The organism is Mesorhizobium sp. B3-1-9, from assembly GCF_006439595.1.
In the GTDB taxonomy this organism is placed as follows: Bacteria; Pseudomonadota; Alphaproteobacteria; order Rhizobiales; family Rhizobiaceae; genus Mesorhizobium.
The window spans coordinates 1-26441 of sequence record NZ_VFTJ01000035.1 but is presented as its reverse complement, the minus strand read 5'-3'; the positions used below and the strand labels follow the sequence as shown (position 1 = coordinate 26441).

Genomic DNA, 26441 nt, shown 5'->3' with positions numbered 1-26441 from the left:
ACACCAACTTCTCAAAACTCTTCAATCACATAAAACAAAACCCCGCCGAAAATCGACGGGGTTCGTCAGCAGTCTGAAGGGCGGCTCGAGGCCGCCCTTTTTTTGTCCTGATCGCAGTGCCTACTGGACGGTGAGTTCGTTGCGCTCGCCGGCCTTGATGGTGAAAGGCGTCTCCTTGTCGGCCTTGTCGGTGGTGAAGTTGGTCACCAGCACGTAGTCGCCCGCGGCAAGCGTGGTCTGCATCTTCTCGCCGTAGGCGTAGGTCGCCTGCTTGCGCTCGCCCTGGATGTTCTTCTTGGCATCGAAGACCTTGAAACCGTCCGCGCCGGGCGCGTCGACTGCCACGACACCGGCATTCAGCGTCACGTTGACATCGGTCATCTGTCCGACCGTCACGCTGAAAGGCTGCTCGGTGGACACGGCCTGCACGTCGACGCCCATCACGTAGTCGCCGGGCGGCAGGTCGAACTGGCTGTCGGGACCATAGGCGTAGGTCACCTGATCGCGGGTGCCGTCGAGCTTCTTGGCCGCCTTGTAGACCTTCCAGGACACGTCCGCCCCGGCCTTTTCGCCGCCCTGAGTGTAGAAGGCGTTGGCCTTGGCCTTGCCGACGCCGACGATCATGTCCTTCTCGATCGTCTGCCCGGCCGCGAGCTGAATGGTTTCGGTGATCGTGCCGCTGCCGATCGTCACCGTGACCTTCTCCTCGCCGGCCGGGAGGATGACCTTGGTATCGCCGTATGTCGTCGTGTGGTCGCCCGGATAGGCGAATTCCAGTATAGCGCCGCCGGCGATGTCCGCCCCCGGGCTCGACCGCGGATGAAGGATCAGCTTGCCGGCATTCAAGATGAAGAGCGGCTGGTAGGCCTGGCCTGCCTCGATCTTGATCTTCTGCTCCGCCTTGGCCTGTCCATCGGTCGCGACCACGACATAATCGCCCGGCTCCAGATTGCCCTTGTAGGCGCCGTATTCGGTGGTGACGGATTCGCCGCGCGTGCCGTCGGGCTTGGTCTTGTAGACCTCCCAGACGTTGCCGTCGGTGATCGGATCATCGCCCTCGGCGAGCACTACGCTCGGCATGAAATTGAACTCCGGCTTTGCCGGCTCAGGCGCCGGGGCCGGCGCCGGTTCAGGAGCCGGCGCCGGGGCCGCGACGGTCTCGACGAGAGCTTCCTGCAGCGCTTTTTCGTCGGAGGCCTGGATGTATTTGCCGCCGGTGTTTTCGGCGAGGCAGGCGATCTGCTTGCCCTCGTCCGCGGTCAGGCCGAAGCCGACGACATCGGCGGTGAAGTCGACGCCGCTTTCCTTCAGCTCCTTGCCGAGCGCGCAAGGATCGCCGCCGCAGGTCTCCAAACCGTCGGTGATCAGCACCACCGTCGCCTTGTCCTCGGTGTATTTCAGCGCCTCGGCGGCCTGCTTGACAGCGGCCGTGAGCGGCGTCTTGCCGAGGAATTTCATACTGTCGGCCGCCGACGAGATGGCGCTGGCGGAACCGGCTTGCGGCGGCACGATCAGCTCGATGTCGTCGCAGCTGCCTTTGGTGCGATGGCCATAGGCCATGAAGCCGATCTCGTCGTCGGCCGGAACCGACTGCAGCACCGTTCGCAGCGATTCACGCGCGATCTCCAGCTTCGGCTTGCCGTCGATCTGGGCCCACATCGAGCCCGAAGCGTCCAGAATGATGATGACCTTGTTGGCGGCAAAGCCGAAACTGGTCATCGACAAAAGCAGGAGCGCCGCAGCGACGCTCCGTATCAGTCCCGCCATGAATGTCTCCTGAGAGTAGCCCTCGCCTGCGTTGCGAAAGCTATTTGACGCGGCATTCGGAGACAAGTCCGATGGCCGGCGAAGTCACTCAATAAGTGGTGCGCCGCTCTTCCGATGGCGGACGGCCGAACTGCAGCCGGTAGCTCTGCGCGAAATAGGAATGCGAGGTGAAGCCGGTGGCGATCGCCACGTCGAGGATCGGCATGTTGGTCTGGCGCAGCAATTCGCGCGCGCGTTCGAGCCGCAGCCGCATATAGTAGCGGCCAGGCGTCACGCTCAAATGGCGCAGGAACAGGCGCTCGACCTGGCGCACCGACAGCCCCGCCGACTTGGCAAGCTGCACCGCCGACAGCGGCTCGTCGAGATGGTCGGCCATCAATTCGACGATGCGCCTGAGCTTTTCCGACTTTCCGGTGAGGTCGCGCTCCGGTCCGACGCGCTGGCGGTCGCCGGCCGAGCGGATGCGCTCGTGCTGGAACTGGTTGGCGACGCCGTTGGCGAGGTTGGAGCCGAAATCGCCGCGCACGATCTCCAGCATCAGGTCGATCGAGGTGGTGCCGCCGGCGCAGGTGTAGCGCTTGCGGTCGATCTCGAAGACATTGCCGGTGCAGTTGATGTCGGGGAAGCGCTCCATGAAGCCGGCGCGGTTCTCCCAATGGATCGTGCAGCGATAGCCATCGAGCTGTCCGGCCTCGGCCAAGAGATAGGAGCCGACCGAAAGCGCGCCCAGCGCGTTGCCGCGCCGGCCCCAGCTGCGCAGCGCCGCCAGCACCTTGCTCTTGCCGGGGAATTCGGTGGTGAGCCCGACCGAGACGAACAGGATGTCGACCGGCGGCATGTCGGCGACCGAATAGTCGATCTTCAGCGGCAGGCCGTTCGAGGCCATCACCGCGTCGCCATCGGCCGAAATCGTCGTCCAGCCATAGAAATCGCGGCCGAGCAGGCGGTTCGCCGAACGGAAGCAGTCGATAGCCGCCGCCAGCGAGAACATCGAGAATTTATCGACCAGCAGAAAACCGAACTGACGGCCGCCCTGAACGGGATCGTTCGTGATCGGCCGTTCAACGGGAGCAATCAGGTTCGGCAATGCAAAGGCTTTCTCAAAATCAGAAGGACGGCCGCTTCAGCCCGGCCGCGAGGTAGGCGGAAGCTACAGTGTTCGCCATCAGCATGGCAATGGTCATCGGCCCGACGCCACCGGGGACCGGGGTGATGGCGCCCGCGACCTTGGCCGCCTCGGCATAGGCGACGTCGCCGACCAGGCGGCTCTTGCCCTCGCCCTTTTCGGGCGCCGGGATGCGATTGATCCCGACGTCGATCACAGTGGCGCCGGGCTTCACCCAATCGCCCTTGACCATCTCCGGACGGCCGACGGCGGCGACCAGGATGTCGGCGGTGCGGGCCAGCGCCGGCAGGTCTTTGGTCCGGCTGTGGGCAATGGTGACCGTGCAGTTGGCGGCGAGCAGCAGATTGGCCATCGGCTTGCCGACGATGTTGGAGCGGCCGACGACGACGGCGTTGAGACCGGACAGGTCCTTGCCGCGCACACGCTCGATCAGAAGCATCGAGCCTGCCGGCGTGCAGGGCACGAAGGCCGTCTCGAGCTCGCCGGTGCCGAGCTTGCCGACATTGATGAAGTGGAAGCCGTCGACATCCTTTTCCGGCGCAATCGTCTGGATCACCTTGCCGGCGTCGATATGGCCGGGAAGCGGCAGCTGCACGAGGATGCCGTGGATCGACTTGTCGGCATTGAGGTCGCCGATGATCTTCAGCAATTGTTCCTCGGTGGAATCGGCCGGCAGCGTATGCTGGAGCGAATGGAAGCCGCATTCCTTGGCGGTGCGCGATTTCGAAGCGACATAGACCTGGCTTGCCGGGTCTTCACCGACGATCACCACGGCAAGGCCGGGCTTGGTGACTCCCTTGGCCGACAGCTCCGCGGTCAGAGCCTTGACCTTCGAAACCACGTCCTCGGCAACGCTCTTTCCATCAATCACTTCGGCCATCACCAACCCTCAGCTTCGCTTCGAGGCCGCATCGGTGCATGGCCCCATTTCCTCGATCGGCATTGTCGATCCACCAAAGCGAGACGCTTGCGGCCGAAATGCAGCGCGGCATTTTCACCAAAATTCGACAAGGCAATCCCGTCAAAGCGTCGTCGGATGCCGTAAACCCGAAACCGGCCGCTTTTATCGAACCACGAGTCGTTTAGAAACACGGGCGCCTTAGAAATAGCGGCGGCGCGTGCGGCTTTCGGTCAGCTCGCGCACAGCCTCGCGGAATTCGCGCAGGCTGGCGCGGATATCGTCGATCTCGCCCTGCTGGTCGGTGGGGGGCTGGCCGGCGGGGGGCTGGTCGGCCTCGCCGGCGGCCGGCGACCGCGGATCATAAGGTGCCGCCGATGCCGAATAACGATCCTCATAGGGATCGGTCCGGCCATGGTCCGGCCGGTACGAATAGGAATAGCCCTGCTCGTATGGCGGCCGGAAATTCTCCCGGGCCGATGGTTGAGCCCCAGAATAGCGCTCTTCCCGGCTGGGCGCGCGCCAGGCGCTTTCGGGCGGAACAGAGTCCATATCCACCGTTTCGGCCGGCTCGCGCCGCACGAAATAGCGAACCGCCGAAGCAAGCGAGCCGAAAAGCCCCGGACGGCCGGCATCGTTGGCCGGTTCCGGCGGTGGCGCGACGGGCTGGACTGGATCCGGCGCGGCTGCCGTCATCGCAGGCGGCACTGGAGGTGAGGCGGGCGGCGGTGTGTAGGACGCGGCTGCCGGCGGCGTGTAAGATTCGGCTGGAGGCGGCGTGAATGACGGAGCCGGCGGCGGCGTGACGAGCGGTGGCGGCGGCGGAGCGGCCCTGTTGGAACTGTTCTCCATCATTGGAGCGCGCTCATCGACTCTGCGGCGCGAGCGGTTATCGGCGGTCTCGCGCAGGCTCTCATAGACACCCCGCAGCCCGCCCAGGCCGATGCCGGCGAACAGGCCGGCGAACAGGCCGGCCAAGGCCATCACCGCTCGCGACGGTCCCTTCGCCTGCAGCGGCGCATAGGCGTCCGAGATGACGCTGATATTGGCGGTGTTGATGTCCTTCTGCTCGCCGGTTTCCTTGGCGCGCAGCAGGAACTGCTCGTAGACGGAGCGCTTGGCGGCGGCCTCGCGCTCAAGCTCGCGCAGCGAGACCAGATTGTTGTTGACGTCGCCGCTCTGCACCTTGGCCTGCGCCAGGCGCGACGACAGGTCCTGCTCGAGCTGGACGGAGCGCTTCAGGTCGACCTGCAGGGAGGATGCGATGCGCTGCAGCTCGGCGCTGATGCGCTCGCGCGCGCCGGCGAGTTGGGCGTTGAGCGCCTCGATCTCCGGATGGCGGGGCCCGAGCCTGACCTCGGCGCGATCGGCTTCCTGCTTCAGCGCCGCATATTGCGAGCGCAGCTCGCTCATCATGTTGGAGTTGATTTCCTCAGGCAAGGTGCCGCTAAGGACCGAATTGACGTTCAGCGAGCGAGCCGAGGCGGCGCGGGCATTGAGCTCGAGCGTGCGGGCGCGGGCGACGGAAAGCTGCTCGTTGAGCTTGAGCATCTGGTCGTCGCTGATCAGGTGGCCCTGCGCGTCGACGAGGTCATGCGTCGCCCTGAAATCCTCGACCTGGCGTTCGGCCGTCTCGACGCCCTTGCGCAATTCGCCGAGCCTGGCGGTGAGCTCGTCGTTGGCGCGGCCCGCCGTGCTGGACTGGATCTCGCTGGAGATCTGCCTGAAGGCCTTGACCATGGTGTTGGCGATCAGCGCGGATTTCTCCGCGTTCTGCGTGGTGGCGCTGACCGAGACCACGAAGGTCTTGCCGCCGCGCTCGACGTCGAGGCTGTCATACAGACTGCCGACCGCCAGCGCACGCTTGCGCGCTTCGTCGGCGGGGCTTGCATCCTGCCGCGACAGGATCGAGCGCAGCGTCGACATCAGACCGATGCCGCCCTTGCCCTGGCCGTTGAATTCGGGGTCGTTGGTAAGGTTGAGATCCGTGACGACCTTGTTGAGAACGGTGCCCGAAGTCAGGATGCGAACCTGGTTCTCGACGATGGCGAGGGTCGCATCCGAGGCGACCACGTTCTGCGTCAGGTCGCGATCGGTGAGCTTGAGGTCGCGCGGGTCGACAATGACGTCGGTCGTGGCCTCATACTTCTTCGGCGTCGACAAGGCGATGGCGACACCGAGCGCCGCGCCCAGGATGGTTGTCGACAGGATCAACGCCTTGGATCGCGTGATGCCGTGAACGACCTGCATCGGGTCGATCAGCGGTTTCCACTCCTCGGAATTGCCGCCGGCAGGCGGCCGGCCTGCATGGCGAGGTTCGGGAGCGGCCTGCGGCTGGCGGCCTTCCGCAGTGGCCCCGTAGCCCTGCCCGAACGAAGCGGGCCGATTTCTTCCAGCCCGGTCGTCCCCGGTTTCGGCCGGATCCGAATCCGGTTCCGCCTGATCGTGGTCAAACCCGCCGGTCTCGGCGGGACGCGGGTTCAACTTTTCTTCGCGCTCGGAACGCGCGGCGCGATGGCGCGCGGCTGCGTCCTCGCGCCAGGAAGAATTGGCCCGGTCGCCGATCGAGACCGTCTTGTCGTCGCCACGCATGGCTTGGCCGAGCGCGAGCAGAGAACGCTCGCGCCTCCAGTCATCACGGTTATCCCTGTCGACCATTGTCCTGGAACTTACTCTCTGGCGGCTTGGGCGCGCGGATCGGCCAATCGTTAAGCCACGCTAAACAGGCATAGGAAATAAACGGTTAATTTTGCGCCTCGGCGGGCACAGTTTTTCGCCTTGTTCACGCCATTTCAGCGCCACCGGGACGGGCGCCAGAACGCCGCGTTAAACTTTCCAGCCTATGTATCGCCCCCGACATGACCCAGGCCAGCGACATGCCGCAAAGGCGGAGCTTCGCGCGGATCGGCCACTTCGTGGCCACCCGCCGGAAACTGGTGTCCGATTATTTCTCGGCGATCAGCGGCGCCGGCGGCCGGCTGGTGTTTTCGCTCGCCTATTTCGTGGCTTTGGCCAACACGCTTTCGATCGCCGAGTTCGGCATGTTCGCGACCGCGTCGGCCGCCGGCATCATGCTGTCGCGCATCCTCGCCTTCGGATTCATTTCGGCGCTATACCGCACCGCCACCATCCGCCCCAACCTGATCGGCACATTCACGGCCGGTTTCCTGCTTCTCGGCGTCTTGTCGCTGCCGTTCCTCGCCGCCGCATCCTACATCGTCTACCTGATTTTCTTTTCCGGCACCGTGCCGCTGTCGGCTTTCGCCGCGGTCGTCTTCGCGGAGGCGCTTCTGTGGCGACCGGTCGAAGTGGCGCTGATCGTCAACAACGGGCTCGGCAAATTCGGGCGGGCGGCCGTGCTCGCCATCCTGGCGACGGCGCTCAGGGCAGTCGGCGCGATCCTGTTCATGCTTGGCGCGCAGCACAGCATCGGCGTCTGGTCGCTGTTCTACATCGGCGCCAATGCCGCCTCGCTCATCGTCGCCTTCGTCTTCTTCTATCCGCGCCAGCGGCTGAGGCTGCGCGCCGAGCTTTATTTCAGGCGGCTCGCCGATTCCATCTATGTCGCCGGATCCGAAGTGCTGTTCTACCTGCAGATGGAATTTGACAAGCTCCTGGTGCTGTCGATCGGCGGGCCGCATCTGGCCGGCATCTACGCCATCATCATGCGGCTGGTCGATCTCACCGCGATCCCGATCCGCACCTTCTCGATGATGCTGGTGCAGCGCATGATGCGGGCGCCGGAGCTTCTGTCGCGGCTAGCGGTCAAGAGCGGGATCGAGGGTGGCGTGTTCCTGGTCTCGACGCTGGCGCTGGTATCGCTCGGCATCGTGCTGCATTTCTTCCCGAACGCGCTCGGCAAGAATGTCGCCGAGGCAGCGCCGCTGGTGGCGCTGGCGGTCTGCGTGCCCGGCCTGCGCAACCTCGTCGAATACCAGGCCGAGCTTCTCTTCGCGCGCGGCCAGACGGCGGTGCGGGCGATCAATCTCGGCCTGCTCGCCGGCCTGAAAGGGGTGCTGCTGACCTATGTGCTGACAACGATCCCCGACACGGCCAATCTGGTGTTGTCGCTCAACATCGTCTTCCTGCTGCTCTATCTCGCCTCGATGCTGCTGACCTATTCGGCGATGCGCCGGCCGGCGAAAGCCATCTGATTTAGGTAGGCCGCCCTGATCTGAATCCTTCGCAGGCTAATCGAGCCCGATCAGGCGGCGGATGCGGCCGATATCGGTGCCGATGAAGGACTGCATGCCGATCGCCACCTGTTCCGGCGCCATGGTGTCGACGAAGCGGCGGAATTCCTCATCCGACAGCGGCCCGCCGTTCCAATGGACGCGGCAAAATTCCTCCGAACCATGGAAATGGCCGGCGCCTTCAAGCAGGTCGTCGACATAGCGGCCATAGATCATGCATTCGGAGAACTGGCGCGCCGAACCGACGACGCCGACCCAGTCGCGGCCATGCACCTTCTCGATGCGCTCGCACATCGCGTTGACCGTCTCGCGGCGCCAGGCGATCAGCGTCGAGATGTAATCGTGGCTCGATTGATTGGCAGAATCGATGCCGAGCGCGGCACCGGCATTGCGCGACCAGATGCGATGCTCGTCATGTCCATCGTTCGACAGCACGCCATCGCGCCGGAACAGCCGCACCTTGCCGTCGCGCCAGAAAGCGCCGGCGTCGAAGGGTTTCAGGAAGGCGACGTCGGAATCGCAGAAGACCAGCACGTCTTCCTTTGCCTGCCCGGCAATGGCGATACGGCGCAGCTGCTGCACATGCCAGCCGCGCAGCGGCTGCGTTTTGAAGCTCAGCCAGACGCGGCGGCGGAAACCGCTCAGCGGATCGTCGAACACGCGCAGCCAGCGCGGCAACAGGTCCCGCTCGTCGACGACGCTGCGACGGCTGCCTTCCAGCTGGCGAAACAGCGCGACGTCGCGATGCTCGGTGAGGATGTAATGATGCGCCACGCCGGTGACATGGCGGTCGATGGTTTCGCACAGAAGCCGGCAGCGCTCGAAATCGGGAGCGTAGCTCGCCGTGACGATCGCAGCCAGGGGCATGCGCGGCAGCGGTTCGATTGCGGTGGAGGTGCCCGGCACGAAGCGGCTGTTCACCGGCGCGCCTCCGCTGGCCCCGGCCCAAGCGACAGCTTCTGCCTGACGACGCGCCACAGGAACAGCGGATTGCCGACGATGTAGCGGCGCCACAGGCGGCCGGGCTCGATCCATAGGCGGAACAGCCATTCGAGCCGCAGCCGGCGCAGCCATAGCGGCGCGCGCGGCACAGAGCCGCTCATGAAATCGAGCAGCGCGCCGACCGCGACCGGCAGCGTGCAATGGCGGCTGTCGATGTGGCGTTCGATCCACAATTCCTGGCGCGGAACGCCCATCGCGACGAGGAGCACGTCGGGCCGCAGCCTGGCGATGCGCTCGAGGACCGCCGGCTCCTCGGCGGCAGAGAAGAAGCCGTCATGGATGACGACGAATTCGTGCTGCATGGCGAGCGTCGAAAGCTTCGCACACGCGGCTTCGGCATTGGCGCGCGTCGTGCCGAGCAGCGCCACCGTCAGCGGGTGCGACGAGGCCTGCAGGAAGGCCGGAATGAAATCGGTGCCGTTGAGGTTGCTGGGGAAAGGCGCGCCGTAAAGCAGCTTTGCCGCCATGTCGACGCCGACGCCGTCGGGGAGGATGAGGAAGCTTTCCAGCGCCTCGGCAAAGACGGGATCGGTGCAGGCAAGGTTGGCATTGTGGGCGTTGAGGAAGCTCACCTTGGTGAAGCGACGCTCGTCGATCAGCCTGGTGAGCAAGGCGATGGCCTCGTCCCAGCGTATGGCAAGCACGGGAATGCCCAAAATGGTCTTGAGCGTGTCGAAGCCGAAGGCGGCGCGCGCGGTGTGCATGTTCATGCGGCGACCTCCTGCCTGACGGCGCCGAGCTTCTCCAGGCCAAGCCCGATCGCGGCATCGAGCGCCTTGAGCTGGCGGCGATGGAAAGCGCTGCCGTCGACGTCGCGGACATTGGCCGCGGCCGCCTGGAGAGCAGCGGCGAAGGCAATCGGATCGTCGGTCACCACGCAATTGTCGGGACGATAGCCGATGCCGCGCAGCGAGCGGCTGGTGGCGACGGACGGCAGGCCGAGCTCGAAGGTCTCGATGGTCTTCAGCTGCACCCCGCTGCCTGCGGTGCTGATCAAGGGAATGACGGCGGCGCCACGCACGAAGGCCTGCGCGTCAGGAACCCTGCCGACGAAGGAAACGCCGGGATGCGGCGAGCTGACGCCGGCAGGCATGTGGCCCGCGATCCTGACGTGGAAATCCGGCTTCAGATGCGGCACGACCTTGCTCAGGAACCAATCGAGCCCGATGCGGTTCGGCTGCCAGGTCCAGGTGCCGATCAGCGCGGCGTCGCAATCGACATGGCGCTTCGCCTTGCTTGCGGGCTCCTGCGCGCGGGTCACCAGCGGCAGCACCGCCGAGCGTCTGTCGGAGGCGACGCCAAGTGCGGCGCGGTCTTCCTCGGCCAGCGTGAAGACAAAGCGCGCGGCGCCGCAGAGGCGCTCCTCCATGACCTTGAGGAGCCTGGCCTCGCGGCGGAACATCCAGCGCTGCAGCGCGCTGCCGGCCGCGGCGGCATTTTCCTCGGCCGAGCGATGCTCGACATTGTGCGCGACGAAGACGAATGGACGGTCGGCGAGAACCTTCTCAAAGGCACCGGCGAACTGCACCGAATTCAGGACATAGCCATCGAAGGGACCGGCGCGCTCGATGGCGGCGCGGACTTGCGCATCGGCAACGACGCGCAGCTTGACCGAGGAAAAGGTAAGGCCTGAGAGAACCGCCTTGCCCAGCCAGGCAAGCTTGCGCAGCGGCCAAGCGCTTTCGGTGCGGACCTCGACGGCGTCGAGCACGATGGTGTTCTGGGGATCGGACGGGGTCTTCCCTGGCCAGATGAAGCCTATCACCGTCACGCGCACGCCGGCCCGCCGCAGCGCGTCGATGATCGCGGCGTTGGCAATCTCGTAACCCGAGGCGAGAGCGCCATCAGGCACGATCGATGTGGCGAACAGCAGATGCATTTCACCTATCCTTGGCTGCAGCCGGTAGCAAAACGCGGTGAAGCCTTGATTAAATGGCACTGTCAAAGGCCGAAGACCCGACTTTTCCGACAGGCGGACGACAAGGTGATTAACGAAGCGTTATCACCGCGATGCTATCGAGGGCCCGGAACCCACGCTGCTGGAAACGGATGATCCCTTTGCCGTCCGACGCTTCTGTATCGATCGCGGGGCGGTCGCCGGGGCTTGCCGCCGAGACCGTCGAGGCGGTCGTGACGCTGCCGACCTTCAAGCGGCCGAAGCAGGTGCAGGAAACCCTGGCTTCGCTCAAGGCGCAGCGGACCGACAGGCGCTTCGCCATCATCGTCATGGAAAACGAGGCCGAGGCGTGCGAGGGCGCCAAGGCGGTATTGCCGCTGTTCGAAAGCGGCGAGATGCCAGGCCTGGTGATCATCGCGCATGAGCGCGGCAATTGCAGCGCCTACAATGCCGGCTGGCAGACGGCGATCCTGCAGTTTCCCAATTTCAAGCACCTTTTGGTCATCGACGATGACGAGATCGCAGAGCCAGACTGGCTGGAGCGCATGTGCAACGCCGCCGAGAGCCTCGGCGCCGACATCGTCGGCGGCCCGCAAGTGCCGGTTTTTGCCGATCCGAGCCACGCCAGATGGGCCGGGCATCCGGTCTTTGCACCACCCTATCGTGAAACGGGCCGCGTGCCGGCGCTTTATTCATCCGGCAACCTGCTGGTGGGGCGCAACGTGCTTCAGGCGATGGGACCGCCCTTCCTCGATCTGCGGTTCAATTTCATGGGCGGCGGCGATTCCGACTTCCTCAGTCGCTCCGCGCAGAAAGGCTTCGTGCTCGGCTGGTGCGCCGAGGCAAAGGTCAACGAGACCGTTCCGGCCCGGCGCGTCGAGGCCGACTGGATCCGCGCCCGCAGCCTGCGCAATGGCGTGATCTCTACGCTGGTCGAAAAGAAGAAGCGGGCCGGCACGCCGCTTGCCGGCCTCAAGGTTTTCCTGAAGAGTCTGGCGCTGCTTGCGGCCTCGCCGTTGCGCGGCGCCGTCCGGCTGGCGCGCACCGGCTCGCTGACGAGCGGCCTCTACCCGGTCTATGTCGCGCTCGGCCGGGTGCTTGCCGAATTCGGATATGCCAATGAGCAATACCGACAGCCTGAGAAGAATTGAGCGCGCCCCGCTCAGCGCCGCCTTCACCAGGGAAGGTCTGGCGACGGCTGTCGCCGCGCTGTTGTTCACCGTCATCATCGTCTCGTTCCGGCCCTTCCAGCCGGCAGGCGCGGAGCTGACCGGCGACGGCGGCGACATCGTCAACCAGCTCGGCTTCGGCTCGCTCGGCGCGGTCTCCATCTTCTCGCTGCTCGCCTTCGCCGATCCGCGCGTGGTGCGCTCGCTGGTCAGCCCGTCCTGGGCGCTGATGCTGGGCTTCTTCTTCCTGTCGGTGGTGCTCGCCACCGATCCGCCCGCGGCGATGCGCGCCGCCTCCTTCACCATGATCGGCATCATCACAATGGCGACGATCCTGGTGCTGCCGCGCGACGCCGACTCCTTCGCCAGGGTGGTGATCTTCACCGCCGTCGTGGTGATCGGCCTTTCCTATATCGGACTGATCGTCTTCCCGCATGAGGCGCTGCATACCGCCGACTCGCAGGAGCCCGAGCATGCCGGCCTGTGGCGCGGCGTCTTCACGCACAAGAACATCGCCGGTCCGGTGATGGCCTGTTTCAGCTTCGCCGGGCTCTATCTATTCCGACGCGGCCAGCGCTGGTGGGGTGCCGGCATCTTCTGCGCGGCGATGATCTTCATGCTGCACACCGGCTCCAAGACGACCGCCGGGCTGATCCCGTTCTCGATCATGATCGTGGTGCTGCCCAGCCTCATCGGCATGCGGCTGGGCACGCCGATCCTGTTCGCGCTGGCGATCGTGGCCACGGCCGTCGGCACGCTCGGCATCGTCTTCATCCCGCCGGTGAAGCATCTGGCGGCGATCTATTTCCCGAACCTGACCTATACGGGACGCACGACGCTTTGGGAGTTCGCCGGCGAGATGCTGGCGAAGAAGCCATGGACCGGCTACGGCTACGAAAGCTTCTGGGGGACGCCGCTGCTGCTCAACCAGGACCAGCCCTTCGACCGGCCCTGGGACATCCGCACCATCGTTCACGGTCACGACGGCTATCTCGACATCGCCGTGCTGATGGGCATCCCGGCGCTCTGCGTCGCCGTCTACACCTTCCTGATCGCCCCTTTGCGCGACTACATGCGCATCCCGGCGCGCAAGGAAAACATCTTCCTCGGCGATTTCTTCATGACGGTGGTGCTGTTCACGGCGCTGAACGGTTTCCTGGAGAGCTTCTTCTTCCACCGCGGCGATCCCGTCTGGCTGTTCTTCGTGCTGGGCGTGCTTGGCCTGAGACAAGTCTCGCTGCGACCGATCCCGGTTCGCTCTTCGAACTAATTGGTTATGCAATTCCGCCGCTGGACACTTTCCTGGAATTGCCTCGACCTGGCCGATCGATCTCCTGCCGACTGCCCTTTTCCGTTGCGCCGCAACCGTCTAAGGAGAGCCTTCTTACGGAGGTTTTCATGACGATCAGGCTGGTTCTCGCCGGTTGCGGCAATATGGGTTACGCCATGCTCTCGGGCTGGCTGAAATCCGCCAAGCTCGAGCCGCGAGCGGTGTTCGTGGTCGAGCCCAACGCGGAACTGCGCCGGCGCGCCGAACATCTCGGCTGCCACGCCGCGGCCGACGCTGCAGCTATCCCGGCCGACGCCGTGCCCGATCTTGTCGTCATCGCTGTAAAGCCGCAGGTGATCCGCGAGGTGACGGCGCGCTACAAGCGCTTCGGCGACGGCAGGACCAGCTTTCTCTCCATCGCCGCCGGCACGCCGGTCGCCACCTTCGAGGAAATTCTGGGCGAGCTCGCGCCGGTGATCCGCTGCATGCCGAACACCCCGGCGGCGATCGGCAAGGGCATGATGGTGGTGTTTTCCAACCCGCTGGTCTCGGACGACGTCCGCCGTTTCGTTGCCGAACTGCTTTCGGCGAGCGGCGTCGTGACGACGATCGACGACGAAGGCCTCATGGACGCCGTGACCGCCGTCTCCGGCTCCGGCCCGGCCTATATCTTCCACTTCATCGAGGCGCTGACGGTTGCGGCCGAGAAGGCCGGCCTGCCCGCCGCGACCGCCAAGCTGCTTGCCATGCAGACCGTCTTCGGCGCCGCCTCGCTTGCCGCCGAAGCAGACGAGGAGCCGGGCGTGCTGCGCCAGCAGGTGACCAGCCCCAACGGCACGACCGCCGCCGCGCTTGCCGTGCTGATGGGCGGCGACCGGCTGACGAAGCTCGTCACCGAAGCCGTGGAAGCGGCGCGGCTCAGGTCGATAGAGCTGGGCAAGTAGCACCCTAACCCGATCCGGGAAACAGCCCAGCCTGGCATGCGCCAAGCCGGCCAGGCCGGATCGACGATTGCTATACCGGCTAACCGGTTCCCCAAACAATCGGTGGGTTTCCCTTTGGCCCAAGGATTGCCGATTGACTTTGGCATAGGCCACCCAGATAAAACTTTCGTTCGCTGACAGAAGCAAATGTTCATTCGCTCGACTGAACATGCCGGCCTCGTCGGCGAGTGGGGAGTGCCTCGGCCGGGAGGGCCGAGGCGTCATTGAGTTGCGGGCGTCATTCATGCTTCGAGCCGAAGCCGATGCCCCTGGGGAGGTAGAATGGACACCATACTCGCAGGCTTAAAGGGAGCCATCGACACGCTCGGCGCGACAGTGCTCTTGCCGATCGTCATTTTCATCATCGCCGTGGTCCTTGGAGCCAAGGTCAGCAAGGCCTTCCGCGCCGCCATCACGATCGGCGTCGCGTTCATCGGCATCAATCTCGTGCTCGGCCTGATGTTCACCTCGATCGGCGACGTCGCCAAGGCCATTGTCACCAACACCGGCATCCATCGAGACATCATCGATGTCGGCTGGCCGTCCGCCGCCGCGATCGCTTTCGGTTCGTCGGTCGGCCTCTGGGTCATTCCGGTCGGCATCCTGGTCAACATCGTGCTTCTGCTCACGCGCATGACACGCACGCTCAATGTCGACGTCTGGAATTTCTGGCATTTCGCCTTCGTCGGCTCGCTGGTCGTCGCCGCCACCAACAATCTGGCATACGGCATCATCATTGCGGCGCTTGTCGCGGCGCTTGCGCTGCTCTTCGCCGACTGGTCGGCGCGCGCGGTGCAGCAGTTCTACGGCGTGCCCGGCATTTCCGTGCCGCATCTCGCCTCGGCGCAGATCCTGCCGATCGCCATCGTCCTCAACTGGATCATGGACCGTATCCCCGGGATCAACCGCATCAACATCAGCACCGAGACCATCGAGCGCCGCTTCGGCGTCTTCGGCGAGCCGGTGATACTCGGGCTCATCATCGGCCTGGTGCTCGGCCTGATCGCCTTCTACAACGCCGGCGATCTCGGCACCGTGCTGGCCAAGGTGCTCGGCACCGGCATGACCCTGGCGGCGGTGATGCTGCTTCTGCCGCGCATGGTAAAGATCCTGATGGAAGGCCTGCTCCCGGTTTCGGACGCCGCGCAGGAATTCGTGCGCAAGCGCGCCGGCGACCGCGAGTTGCTGGTCGGGCTCGACTCCGCCATTCTGATCGGCCATCCGGCGGCGATCTCGTCGTCGCTGATCCTGGTGCCGATCGCAATCATCCTGTCGATCATCCTGCCCGGCAACCGCGTCATCCTGTTCGCCGACCTCGCCGTCATTCCGTTCATCGTCGCGATGACCGCGCCACTGGTCAGGGGCAACGTCTTTCGCATGGTCGTCATCGGCACCGTGACGCTGGCCGTCGGCTTCTACGTCGCCAACGCGCTGGCGCCGCTGTTCACAAGTGCTGCCGTCGCGTCGGGCTTCAAGCTGCCGGCGGATGCGCTGCAGATCACCTCCGTGGTCGACGGGTTCCTCTGGGTTCCTTATGTGATCATCGAAGCGATCCAGGGGCTCGGTATCATCGGTATCGTCATCATCGCGGTGGTCATCGCGGCGCTGTTCCTGTTCTACCGCCGCAACCCGCTCGGCTGGGAACGCGCCGCCGGCGCCGAGGACGAGCCGGCCGAAGGCACTGCCTGAGCCGGTTTAGGTCGTGATGGCGTTTCGTTGAATCGCCGTCACGTCCAACTCTTTGTTGGAGCATGATCTTTCTCCGAAAACCGGTTCCCACTTTTCGGGATCATGCTCTAGCCTGAAACTGAAACGATCGTGCGCCCCGAAGCCTATACGGCGGGGCGCACGGTTCGCATCAAATGGAGTAGCCCTTGTCAAATGGCCTGATCCAGCTCCTGGACCCAGAGGCGGTCGTCCTCGGTTCCGACGCCTCGACCAATGAGGAGATCATCCGCATCCTGGCCTCCAGGCTGGAGGCGCTGGGCTACGTCAAGAGCAGCTACGCCGACGCCGTCGTGCGGCGCGAGATGACGATCCCGACAGGCCTGCCGCTGGAGCGCGCCGACAATGTCGCGGTTCCGCACACCGACCCCGAACATGTGCTGAAGCCGGGGGTGGCGATGGGCACGCTCAAGCGACCCGTCACCTTCGCCAATATGGAAGATCCCGACGAGAAGCTGCCGGTGGGCTTCGTGTTCCTGCTTGCCATCAATGACAAGGACAAGCAGATTGACACGCTGCAGACCGTCATGGCCACCATCCAGAATCCAGCGGCGCTGGATGGCTTGAGGACGGCCAGGACCTTCGATGACGTCCGCGCCATTCTCAGCTGACAAGAGGAAAGAACATGTCCAGACAGAAAACCATTCTTTTTGCCTGCGGCACGGGCGTCGCGACCTCGACGGCGGTCAATGCCGCGGTGACCGAGGCGATGAAGAAGCGCGGCCTCAGCTTTCACGCGCAGCAGGCCAAGGCCACGGAAGTGCCCGGACTGGCCGATAGCGTCGACTTTATCGTCGCCACCACGCCCATCTCGGCATCCGTGACCAAGCCGGTGATCAAAGGGCTCCCCTTCCTCACCGGCATCGGCAAGGACAAGGCGCTTGACGACATCGAGGCGGAACTGCGCAAATAGCAGCGGCTCAGCCCGACAGGGCTGGTGAAGCAACCTTCGCTCCGTAGAGCATGTCATCCTGCAGCCGGCGCAGGGCGTAGAGCCTCGTCGTCCGGTCCGGCGCAGCATTGTCCTCGGTCAACAACGCACCCTTCCTGACAGACTTCAGCACCTTGCCGCCTTCGAGCAGACCGACCGGCACGGCACGACTGGCGCGCGCATCGGCAATCGTCATGGTCCAGGAGCGGTAGCAGGTCTCGCCGATGGCATCGAAGGTCTCGCCCGCGGCGAGGTCGCGCTTGGCGACCGCGCAGACTTCCGCCACCGGCCTCGGCAGAGGCACCATGTCGGGCTTGCCGTGGAGCATGATGCGGGCGGCGGTAAGCGGCACCTCCAGCGAAGTCAGGTGAAAGGGCCGGAACAAGCCGTAATAGGGGCCGTGGCCGACATGGAGATCGTCCAAGCGCTCGACAATGCGCGGATGCATCGCCTCGACGATGACGAAGACGCCGGGCGCCACGCCCTTGCCGATCGTATAGTCGACGACGCCCTTCCTCGACAGGAGGCCGCCGTCCTCCCGTGGGATCAAAACCTTGGCCAGTTGATCGCGATCGGCCTTGGGGCCGTGCATGCCGGGGACATCCGGGACCAGGCCGGTGGCATTGGCGATGGCGCACATCTCGACCATGGTTTTCGAGCCATCGACGAACTCGACCAGCATGCGCGGGTTCATGTTGCGCCGCGCCGCCTCTTCCCGACAATCGTCCGGAACGGCGTCATGGTTGAGCGGATTGTTCTTGCCCTTGCCGGCCGCGACGATGCCTAGCCCAAGCGCCGAGGCGAACTCGATCAGTTCCATGCAGCTCGACGGCTCGTCGCCCGCGCCGACCGAATAGACGACACCCAACCGGTCGGCCTGATGCTTCAGGTAGCAGCCGATGGTCACGTCGGCCTCGACATTCATCATCACCAGATGCTTGCCATGCTGCATGGCCATCAGGTCGAAATCGGCAGCAACGCCGGGTTTGCCGGTGGCGTCGATGACGACGTCGATCAGCGGGTTGGTGACCAGCATCTCATTCGAGGTGATTGCGATCCTGCCGCTCTCGATCGCCCGGGTGACCCCGGAGCCGGTCTCGGTCTCGGCCGCCATCGCCTCGTCGCCATAAGCGATGCGGATCGCCTCGCGGGCGGTGTGCGGGCGCCGCGTGGAAATGGCCGCGATCGAAATGCCCGGCATCAGCATGCCCTGCGTCACCAGATCGGTACCCATCTCGCCGGACCCGATGACGCCGATGCGCACCGGCCTGCCCTCGGCGGCGCGCCGGGCAAGATCGCGGGCAAGCCCGGTCAAGGCGACATTGGTCATGCAAGAAAATCCACGGCTTTTTTGCTTCGGCCGGCAATACAGGGAACGATCCGCTTTTGCCAATCAAACCAGGCTGAAATGGCGATTTCTTGCGCATGCTTTGCAAGGCCGCAGCAGATTTTGGGGGAGCTTGTGCATGGCCGCCGCACGATTCGCCGTTTCTTTCCGGCCATTAACCATTGCAGCGCGCTTTGAACGGGAAAAGTCCGACGGCCGCCCCCGGTTTCTGTGCCATTTTTGCTACAGGTTTTGGCCCTAATGTCCGAAATCGTACTTTTAAGGGGTGTCTAATCCATTATATGCTCACAACCTCGAAAAATCTGATAGATACTGGCCGAAAGCTCCGGTGGCAGGCTTGGGCAAATAAGCGCCAATAAAAAAACAATGGCGCGGGGATAGTCGCGGGGTAGAAATGACCAGGACGGGTAAAATTACCGTCAGCTGGCGCGTTGCGCTTGCTGTCACGGTGTCGATGCTGGCTTGTGGTAGCGCCAGCGCACTCACACTCAAAGAAGCCGTTGCCGTCGCTGTGGAATCCAATCCGGAGATTGGACAGGCGATCGAAAACCGCGAAGCGATCGAATTCGAGCTGCGACAGGCCAAAGGCCTTTATCTTCCCAGCGTCGATCTGGAAGCATCGACCGGCGTTCGCCGCCTGGACAACGATACACGGCGAGCGCTCGACCAGGATCATGAAGCGCTTTATCCGAACGAGGCCGATCTCACGGTCTCGCAGACGCTTTATGACAGTGGCGCAAGGCGGGCCGAACTGAACCGCCAGGCCTCGCGGGTCGACGGCGCTTCCTTCAGGGTTCTGGAACGGTCCGAGTTCATCGGACTCGCAGTCGTCCAGGACTATCTGGAATACATGCTGCAGGCTTCGATCGTGGCCGAAGCCAAGAAGAACCTTGGCTTCCATCAGTCCATCCTCGGCGACATCAAGCAAGGCATCGCGGGCGGCGCGCTCAACGACGCCGACCGGCAGCAGGCCGAGGAACGCCTTTATGCCGCCAAGGCGCGGATGCAGGAAGCGACCGAAGAACTCGAGGCAGCCAAGATCCGCTTCTTCAAGAATGTCGGCAAGCCGCTGACCAACGCGTCGCGGCCGGCCGATGTCGCAGCCGCCCTGCCGCGGTCGCTGGACGATGCGATCGGGCTCGCCAGGCAGAACAATCCGCGCGTCCATATGGCCAACAGCGACATCGATGCCGCCGCTTCGCTGGTCGACGCGGCGCGGGCGAAATACGGCCCGACGATCACCGCCGAAGGCGTCGCCCGGGGCGGCTATGACATCGACGGCGACAATGGCGACGCGAGCGACCTGCAGGCCCGGGTGGTGCTGCGCTGGAACCTCTATCGCGGCGGCATCGACAAGGCCAACGAACAGGAACAGATCCGCCGCACCAGCGAGCAGCGGCTTGCGATGCACCAAGTGCTGCGCGAGATCGAGGAAGCCGTGCGCACCTCGTGGGACCGCCGCTTCCGCCAGGCGGAACTGGCAAAGACGCTGCGGCAGCAGGCAGCCACCAATGAAAAGCTGGTCGCCTCCTATCGCGAGCAGTTCAAGGTCGGGCAGCGCTCGCTGCTCGATGTGCTCGATGCACAGAACACGCGCTTCAACACCGCGACACTGGCCGACACGTCGTCCTACGCGTCGCTGTTTGCCCAGTACCGGCTGCTGGCCGCGACCGGCGAATTGCTGAAGACACTCAACATCCAGCCGGCCAAGCAGGCCGCGGCCTACGCCCGTGAGGAATTCGGTGTGCCGGCTACGGCCGATACCGAGACCTATGCGCGGACGCCGTCGGAGCAGAAGAACGATCTGCCGTTCGACATCCTCGCGCCGGTCAGGAAAAAGTAGCCGATGTAGCGTCGATCTTCGGTCCTTCGGGGCGGATCGTGAACCAGCAACCTAATATCCTGTCGCCCAAGGAGGCTTTCAAAGCCTGCTTCTGCGCTGTCGCTGCCTATCTCGGCAGGCCGAGCGCGGAAACCGTGCTGTTCGCCGGCGTGCCGATTTCGGAGACGCGCATCGAGCCCGACGAAATCCGCCACTTGGCCGAGCGCATCGGCCTGGAGGTCCAGGATTTCAGCCATCACGATTTCCTGCGTGGCCGCTTCGATCTTCCGGCCATCATCTTCCGCGTCAGCCAATTGCCGGTCGCCCTCCTGGCGGAAATGGAGGGCGGGCAATATCTGACGGCGCCGCAGGAAAACGGCCGCACCACGATCGCCAGGTCGGAACTCGCCGAAAGCTACATCAGCGGCGGCACATCCTTCTCGATCACCTATGCCAACCAGGCCGAGGAGATGACGGTCGGCACCGCGGCCCGGATCGAAAGGCGCCACTGGCTGACCGGCACCATGGGGTCGTTCTGGCGCACCTATTCAAAAGTGGTGCTGTCAGCGGTGTTCATCAACCTGCTGGCGATCGCCTCGCCGATCTTCACCATGAACGTCTACGACCGGATCCTGCCCAACAAGGCGATCTCGACGCTGTGGGTGCTGGCGCTCGGCATCGGCGCGGCGATCCTATTCGACCTGCTTCTGAAAACGGCCAGGGCGTCGCTGATCGACTATGCCGGCCGCAAGGCGGACCTGCGTATCTCCTATCTGCTGTTCGAGAAAGTGCTGAATTCCTCGCTTTCGGCGCGGCCCGGGTCGACGGGCGAATATGCAAACCGCGTCACCCAATACGAATTCGTGCGCGAGTTCTTCACCTCGAACACGGTCAGCGTCTTCATCGATACGATCTTCGTCTTCGTCTTCTTGGCTGTCATTTACGCCATCGGCGGCTGGCTGGTGATCATACCGGCGTTGGCCTTCGTCATCTCCGTCATCGTCGGGCTGATCACGCAGCGGCGAATCGGCAAGCGGGTCGCGGCCTCGATGAACGAGGCCTCGCAACGCCAGGCGCTGCTGGTCGAATCCATTTCGACGCTGGAAACGATCAAGTCGCTGCGCGCCGAAGCCTATCTGCTGCGCAAATGGGGCGAGCACTCGAAGAACGCGGCCAACACGTCGGAGAAGATCAAGGAGCTCTCGGCGGCGGCGGGCAACATCACCGGCGCCATTCAGCAATTCGTGACGGTCGCCCTGGTGGTTGGCGGCGCCTATGCGTTCTCGGAAGGCCATGTCTCGACAGGCGCCATCATCGGCACCGTCATGCTGGCCGGCCGCGCCGTGGCGCCGCTTGGCCAGATCGCCATCACGCTTGCCCGGTTCCGCCAGGCCATGCTGTCGCTCAGGATCATCAACACGATCATGTCGCAGCCAGAGGACCGCCCCGATACGGTCGGTTTCGTCAATCGGCCGATCCGCAGCGGGGCGCTGGTCTTCAAGAATGTCGGCTTTGCCTATCCGGGCACGGAAAACGAGGTTCTGAGCGGGCTCAACATCGCGGTCAGGCCCGGCGAGCGGGTCGGCATCATCGGCCGCATCGGTTCCGGCAAGACCACGATGGGCCGGCTGATCGGCCGGCTTTTCCTGCCGACGTCGGGGGAATTGCTGCTCGACGGCATCGACATCCGCCAATACCACCCCTCGGAGGTCCGCGCCGCGGTCGGCATCGTCGCTCAGGCCGGCGACCTGTTTTCGGGAACCATCAAGGAGAACCTCTTGATGGCGGCGCCGGAAGCCACCGACGAGGAGATCATCGATGCGGCGAAGGCCGCCGGCGTCGACGACTTCGTCTCGCGGCATCCGCGCGGCTACGACATGAATGTCGGCGAGCGGGGCACCAGTCTCTCGGGCGGACAAAGGCAGGCGGTGGCAATCGCGCGGCTGCTTTTGACCAAGCCGAAGATCGTCTTCCTCGACGAGCCATCGGGTTCGATGGACCTCGCTTCCGAACGGCAGTTGATCAAGCAGCTCAAGGTGGCGTTCGACCGCAGCACGACGCTGATCGTGTCGACCCATCGCTACAGCATGCTGGAACTTGCCGACCGCCTCATCGTCATCGACCAGGGCCGCGTCGTCGCCGACGGGCCGAAGGAACAAGTCATCCAGGCATTGCAGAAGGCAAATGCCTGACCGGAACGCATGGACATGCTAGCAAGGGAAGACCGGCCACCCCTATTCGCCTCGGCGTCCGTCTACATCGTCGGAGCGCTGTTCGTGTGTTTCACGGCCTGGGCGTCGTTCGCCGAGGTGGATGAGATCGCACGCGGCGACGGCAAGGTGATACCCGCTTCGAAGACGCAGATCATTCAGGCCAGCGAACCGGGCGTCGTGCAGGAGATCGCCGTCCAGATCGGCCAGACCGTCAAGAAGAACGACCTCATCATCCGTCTCGACAATTCGGGCAACACTTCGAGCCTTGGCGAAGAGAAGGCCAAGGCGCGAGCGCTGCAGGCGCGCATCGCCAGGCTGCAGTTCGAGCAGAGCGGCAGTGCCGAAGGGTCGTTTCCCTGCCCTGTGGAAATCCAGAAAGTCGCGCCGGAGATCTGCGACAACGAGCAGAAGCTGCTTGTCGCGCGCCGCGACAATTTCGAGGTCAAGCTGTCGGTTCTCAAATCGCGCCTCGACCAGCGCGAGAAGGAGCTGGACGAGGCCACCGCCAATGCCGACCGCCTGTCCAAGAGCCTTGCCGTCACCGACCAGGAAGCGGCGCTGGTCGAACCCATGGTCAAGAAAGGCCTGATGGCCAAGACCGAACAGATCCGCGTCGAGCGGGAACAGACCGACCTTCGCGGACAGCTGACCCTTGCGGGCGAGACCATCAAGAAGAGCCAGGGGGCTATCACCGAGGCGCAGCTTCAGGTGAACGAATTGGGCCTGCAATTGCAGCAGGAGGCGTTGAGCGACCTGACGCAGGCGCTCGCCGATCTTTCCGTGGTCGACGAAACCATCCGCGGCGCCACCGACAAGGTGGCGCGCACCGACATCCGCTCACCGGTCGACGGCATCGTCAACACGCTCGACGTCAACACGCTCGGCGCCTTCGTGCAGCCAGGCGCGGTCGTGGCCGGCATCGTGCCGACCTCCGAAACGCTGCTGGTCGAGGCCAGGGTTTCGCCGCGCGACGTCGCCTTCATCCAGCCGAACCAGGAGGCGCTGATCAAGGTCACGGCCTATGATTTCTCGATCTTCGGCGGCATCGAGGGCAAGGTCTCCAACATCACCGCCGACAGCCTCGTCGACCAGAAGACGGGCGAGCCCTACTACCAGGTGCGGGTCGCCACCGAGAAGTCGACGCTGACAAGGAACGGCAAGACCTATTCGATCATCCCCGGTATGATCTGCTCGGTCGACATCAAGACCGGACGCAAGACGATCCTCAACTATCTTTTGAAGCCCATCAACAAGGCGCGTCAGGAGGCAATGAGTGAGCGATAGCGCCATCCATCCGGACACCTCGCGCGAACGGCTGCTGCCGGCGCTCGCGGCCGAGGATTTCGGCCCGGAATTTCGCGTCGTGGCGCGCGGCGGCGTGCGTCGCGGCATCCGGCTGGAGCGCGCCTTCTGGGTGTCGCTGAAGCAGATGGCCGAAAGCCGAAAATGCACGATCGGCATGCTGGTCGAGGAGATCGCCGAACACCATCCCGACCAGGGCAATCTCACCTCGGCGATCCGCGTCGCCTGCATGCGCGGCCTCGCTGAGGAAAGCATGGAATTGCGCAAGCTTGCTTCGATCCGCACGATCAATGCAATCCTGATCGCCTGCCCCTCGCCCGCCTTCGCGCTGTCTTCTTCGAAGAAGATCCTGGCCTTCAACACGCCGTTCCAGCAACTGGTCAGGCGTCAGTTGCCGAGCGCGCCGGGCGAGGATGGGCGCCAGGACCTGAAGCTGGCGCTCGACCTCAACGTTCCCGACATCTTCGCCCGCCTCGACGCCAATGGCGAAACGCCGGTCACCAGCGGCTTCGTCATCGGCGCGGGCGAGCGCCGCTATCGCGGCCAGCTCAGCGCCGTGCGCGCGCCTGTCACCGAGCCGGAACTGCTGATGGCTTTCGTCTACAACGGGTAGGACAATTCCAGGAACAAAGGCGTGTCGCGGCTTCCCTGGCGGGATCGAGCGGTTCCGCGTCCTGGTGGAACGTCAACCGCTACAGTCTACTGTCTCAGGCTCGAAGCCGCCGATGGTTCCGGCGATCCTTCGCCCGGAGCGACCGTCGCGAAGCCGCCGGCGATGCCGGCGATCCGCGCGCCGGACTTCGACCCATGGATCCAGGCGCGATCCGTGCTGAACGAATAGAGCGGAACATAATCGGGCAGCTCGCTGTCACGCAGAACGGCGTTGCCGAGGCTGTCGAGGATGAAGGCGCCGCTTCCCGTGCTTACCGACAGGACGGCGTGGAAGAACTTGCGGCGGCGATCCTGGAGCACCACGAGCGACATGCTCTGCGCCGGGATCCCGGCCCTGAGCAGCGCCGCCATCTTGAGTATGGCGAAATCCTCGCAATCGCCGGCGCGATGTTCGAGGATTTCCGAAGGCTTCGCCCAATAGTCGAGCTTGCCGTAGACGACGCTGTCCTTGCGATAGGCGATCAGGCGGTTGATGCTGCTGTTGACGAAAGCGAGCTTCTCGCGAAAGCCCTTGTCGGCGGCAATGTTGATGATCTCGGCGAAAGCCGGGCTCTCGCGGTCACAGACGCTGCCGGCGGTGCAATCGACGATGGCCCTGTAGACGGGAGTCCAGCGCGCCGCGACCGGAAAGTTGCGCATCGACAAAGCGACGGAGCCGAAGACGCCGGGGATGATCGCGGCGGTCTGGATCGGGTCGATGCCGGGATCAGCCTCGGCGCTCGAGCGCGCTTCAACCGCGTAAGCCGCTGCCGGCGCGTAGCCTGCCGAAACCTCCGCGATCCGGTAAGCGGTGGCCGCCCGCCAAGGCAGCGGCCGGGCCAGCGAAACACCGCCGAGGCTCGCCGACGCAAGCACCTTTTGCTGGACCGGATCCGGGCCCGGATTCGCGTCGGCCGACGATGGATTTGCCAAACCGGCAAGGCCGATCGCCAGCAAGAGAACCTTGATCCCCGTCGGGGCTGCTTTTTGTATTTTCATAACGCCCACCTTTGACTGTGGACGCTACCAATCTTGTCTCAAATTATCGGAAAGGAAGGTAGGTAAATTTCCGCGAATCACTCTATTCTGTTTTGCGTCAAATTTTATTCAAATTTATACTTTCATTTACCAAGGCGGAGGCGCGCGGCGCGGTCAATCCCGCCTTCCTTAAGATGATGCATATCCAGATATATCATCGCGATTTACCAAGTGTAAAAAATGCGATTCTCTACATATTCGAGTATATGAAATAGATTGAATGTCTGTTGCAAAGTCCAGGCCTGACATGTCTCTTTCCGGGAAATGCCGGAGGGGCTTTAGCTATGACAACCAATATCGAATTCGACGCCGTTTCAAATTCCTGGGACGAGCACACGAGTGCTGGTGAAAATCATATTTCCACGGGTGTCCAGGTCGCGCAGGCGACCACCGGCCAGGCTGCAAGCGAGCCGGTGCCGGTCGATGTCGGCAGCGGCGCGCCGGCGCAGGGCACGGCCAATACGCCAGCCGCGAACCAGCCGGCAGCCGATGCGAAGGCCCCTGCTTCCAACGCTCCCGCAACGGCGGCAAATGCAGCGGCAGGGAGTACCCCGCATGAATATCACGTCGAGGCCGGCAATGTCGTAAAGCTTCCGGCCAGCGTGTCGATCGACAACATCAAAGTCGACGGACATGATCTCGTCCTCACGCAGCCCAACGGATCCCAGATCGTCATCAAGGACGCCGCACTGAATGTGCCGACCTTCATCCTCGGCGACGTCGAGGTGCCGCGCGTGGCCCTGATCGCCGCGCTCGAGGCAAGCCATGTCGATGTCGCCTTCGGCGCCGACGGCTCGATCTCGGCTGGCGGCAACGGCTCGCCGGGCAGCGCGGGCGGAAATTTCGAACATCCCGCAGGTGGGATCGGCGACGGCTTCGGCCTGACGTCGCTGCTGCCGCCGACGGACCTGGCGTTCGGCCAGCCGGAGCACCGCGAGCTGTTCCCGGGATTGCTGCCGGACTCGACACCGACGATCCTCGACCTGACGCCATCGACCAGCGGCGGCGACACCACCGTCAACGAGAAGGGGCTGCCGGCAAGCTCAGGATCGGAAGGCTCGGGCGAGGCGCAGGATCCCGCCGCCAACACCGACCAGTCCGAGATC

20 protein-coding genes and 1 pseudogene are annotated in these 26441 nt (G+C 64.2%); 12 read left to right on the top strand and 9 right to left on the bottom strand.

Annotated features, from left to right (window positions below; translation table 11 throughout):
- Positions 1-120: 120 nt before the first annotated feature.
- The 4 genes from FJW07_RS30900 to FJW07_RS30885 form a co-directional block, all read right to left on the bottom strand.
- Positions 121-1767: a VWA domain-containing protein gene (locus FJW07_RS30900; protein WP_140860608.1), complete on the bottom strand. Its 1647-nt coding sequence runs from the start codon at positions 1765-1767 to the stop codon at positions 121-123.
- Positions 1768-1855: 88 nt separating this feature from the next.
- Complete coding sequence (locus tag FJW07_RS30895) at positions 1856-2854, bottom strand: GlxA family transcriptional regulator (RefSeq protein WP_140647709.1); 999 nt, start codon at positions 2852-2854, stop codon at positions 1856-1858.
- Between the two features lie 19 nt (positions 2855-2873).
- A complete protein-coding gene (gene folD, locus FJW07_RS30890) occupies positions 2874-3773 on the bottom strand; it encodes a bifunctional methylenetetrahydrofolate dehydrogenase/methenyltetrahydrofolate cyclohydrolase FolD (protein WP_140709993.1) in 900 nt (299 codons plus the stop codon).
- Positions 3774-3992: 219 nt separating this feature from the next.
- Positions 3993-6449 (bottom strand): GumC family protein, encoded by a 2457-nt coding sequence (locus FJW07_RS30885; protein WP_140860601.1) that lies wholly within the window; start codon positions 6447-6449, stop codon positions 3993-3995.
- Between the two features lie 200 nt (positions 6450-6649).
- Between FJW07_RS30885 and FJW07_RS30880 the strand changes: the two genes are divergently transcribed.
- A complete protein-coding gene (locus FJW07_RS30880) occupies positions 6650-7945 on the top strand; it encodes a lipopolysaccharide biosynthesis protein (RefSeq protein ID WP_140860595.1) in 1296 nt (431 codons plus the stop codon).
- Between the two features lie 36 nt (positions 7946-7981).
- Here FJW07_RS30880 and FJW07_RS30875 read toward each other — a convergent pair whose 3' ends face one another.
- The 3 genes from FJW07_RS30875 to FJW07_RS30865 are packed head-to-tail and all read right to left on the bottom strand — an operon-like array spanning position 7982 to position 10865.
- Complete coding sequence (locus FJW07_RS30875; RefSeq protein WP_140860588.1) at positions 7982-8905, bottom strand: DUF6492 family protein; 924 nt, start codon at positions 8903-8905, stop codon at positions 7982-7984.
- Positions 8902-9696, bottom strand: a complete 795-nt coding sequence (locus FJW07_RS30870; RefSeq protein WP_140860581.1) for a WecB/TagA/CpsF family glycosyltransferase — start codon at positions 9694-9696, stop codon at positions 8902-8904. Before FJW07_RS30870 ends, FJW07_RS30875 begins: the two co-directional genes overlap by 4 nt.
- Complete coding sequence (locus tag FJW07_RS30865; RefSeq protein ID WP_140860572.1) at positions 9693-10865, bottom strand: glycosyltransferase family 4 protein; 1173 nt, start codon at positions 10863-10865, stop codon at positions 9693-9695. The genes FJW07_RS30870 and FJW07_RS30865 overlap by 4 nt, the downstream gene beginning before the upstream one ends.
- Before the next feature lie 170 nt (positions 10866-11035).
- On the opposite strand from FJW07_RS30865, the gene FJW07_RS30860 reads away from it, so the two are divergent.
- From FJW07_RS30860 to FJW07_RS30835, 6 genes are all read left to right on the top strand, one after another.
- Positions 11036-12034, top strand: coding sequence for a glycosyltransferase (locus FJW07_RS30860; protein ID WP_140860564.1), 999 nt, complete (start codon positions 11036-11038; stop codon positions 12032-12034).
- Positions 12003-13322 carry an O-antigen ligase gene (locus tag FJW07_RS30855; protein ID WP_140860555.1) on the top strand — a complete coding sequence of 440 codons (1320 nt, stop codon included), beginning with the start codon at positions 12003-12005 and terminating at the stop codon, positions 13320-13322. The genes FJW07_RS30860 and FJW07_RS30855 overlap by 32 nt, the downstream gene beginning before the upstream one ends.
- A 128-nt stretch (positions 13323-13450) precedes the next feature.
- Positions 13451-14266, top strand: a complete 816-nt coding sequence (proC, locus tag FJW07_RS30850) for a pyrroline-5-carboxylate reductase (protein ID WP_140782735.1) — start codon at positions 13451-13453, stop codon at positions 14264-14266.
- Between the two features lie 321 nt (positions 14267-14587).
- Positions 14588-15994 (top strand): PTS transporter subunit IIC, encoded by a 1407-nt coding sequence (locus tag FJW07_RS30845; protein ID WP_140860548.1) that lies wholly within the window; start codon positions 14588-14590, stop codon positions 15992-15994.
- Positions 15995-16179: 185 nt separating this feature from the next.
- Positions 16180-16641 carry a PTS sugar transporter subunit IIA gene (locus FJW07_RS30840; protein WP_140647720.1) on the top strand — a complete coding sequence of 154 codons (462 nt, stop codon included), beginning with the start codon at positions 16180-16182 and terminating at the stop codon, positions 16639-16641.
- Between the two features lie 14 nt (positions 16642-16655).
- Positions 16656-16943, top strand: coding sequence for a PTS sugar transporter subunit IIB (locus FJW07_RS30835; RefSeq protein ID WP_140655311.1), 288 nt, complete (start codon positions 16656-16658; stop codon positions 16941-16943).
- A gap of 7 nt (positions 16944-16950) precedes the next feature.
- Here FJW07_RS30835 and FJW07_RS30830 read toward each other — a convergent pair whose 3' ends face one another.
- Complete coding sequence (locus FJW07_RS30830) at positions 16951-18291, bottom strand: NAD(P)H-dependent oxidoreductase (RefSeq protein WP_140782737.1); 1341 nt, start codon at positions 18289-18291, stop codon at positions 16951-16953.
- 472 nt (positions 18292-18763) lie between these two features.
- Between FJW07_RS30830 and FJW07_RS30825 the strand changes: the two genes are divergently transcribed.
- The 4 genes from FJW07_RS30825 to FJW07_RS30810 are packed head-to-tail and all read left to right on the top strand — an operon-like array spanning position 18764 to position 24259.
- A complete protein-coding gene (locus FJW07_RS30825; RefSeq protein WP_226892264.1) occupies positions 18764-20152 on the top strand; it encodes a TolC family protein in 1389 nt (462 codons plus the stop codon).
- Between the two features lie 38 nt (positions 20153-20190).
- Positions 20191-22323, top strand: a complete 2133-nt coding sequence (locus FJW07_RS30820) for a type I secretion system permease/ATPase (RefSeq protein WP_140710020.1) — start codon at positions 20191-20193, stop codon at positions 22321-22323.
- Positions 22324-22338: 15 nt separating this feature from the next.
- Positions 22339-23628: an HlyD family type I secretion periplasmic adaptor subunit gene (locus tag FJW07_RS30815; RefSeq protein ID WP_140782739.1), complete on the top strand. Its 1290-nt coding sequence runs from the start codon at positions 22339-22341 to the stop codon at positions 23626-23628.
- Positions 23618-24259 (top strand): ribbon-helix-helix domain-containing protein, encoded by a 642-nt coding sequence (locus FJW07_RS30810; RefSeq protein WP_140710024.1) that lies wholly within the window; start codon positions 23618-23620, stop codon positions 24257-24259. Before FJW07_RS30815 ends, FJW07_RS30810 begins: the two co-directional genes overlap by 11 nt.
- Positions 24260-24345: 86 nt before the next feature.
- On the opposite strand, the gene FJW07_RS30805 is transcribed toward FJW07_RS30810, so the two are convergent.
- Positions 24346-25296 (bottom strand): transglutaminase-like cysteine peptidase, encoded by a 951-nt coding sequence (locus FJW07_RS30805; protein WP_140860540.1) that lies wholly within the window; start codon positions 25294-25296, stop codon positions 24346-24348.
- Between the two features lie 323 nt (positions 25297-25619).
- Here FJW07_RS30805 and FJW07_RS30800 point away from each other — a divergent pair.
- Positions 25620-26441, top strand: a pseudogene (locus tag FJW07_RS30800) (hypothetical protein); the annotation flags it as partial.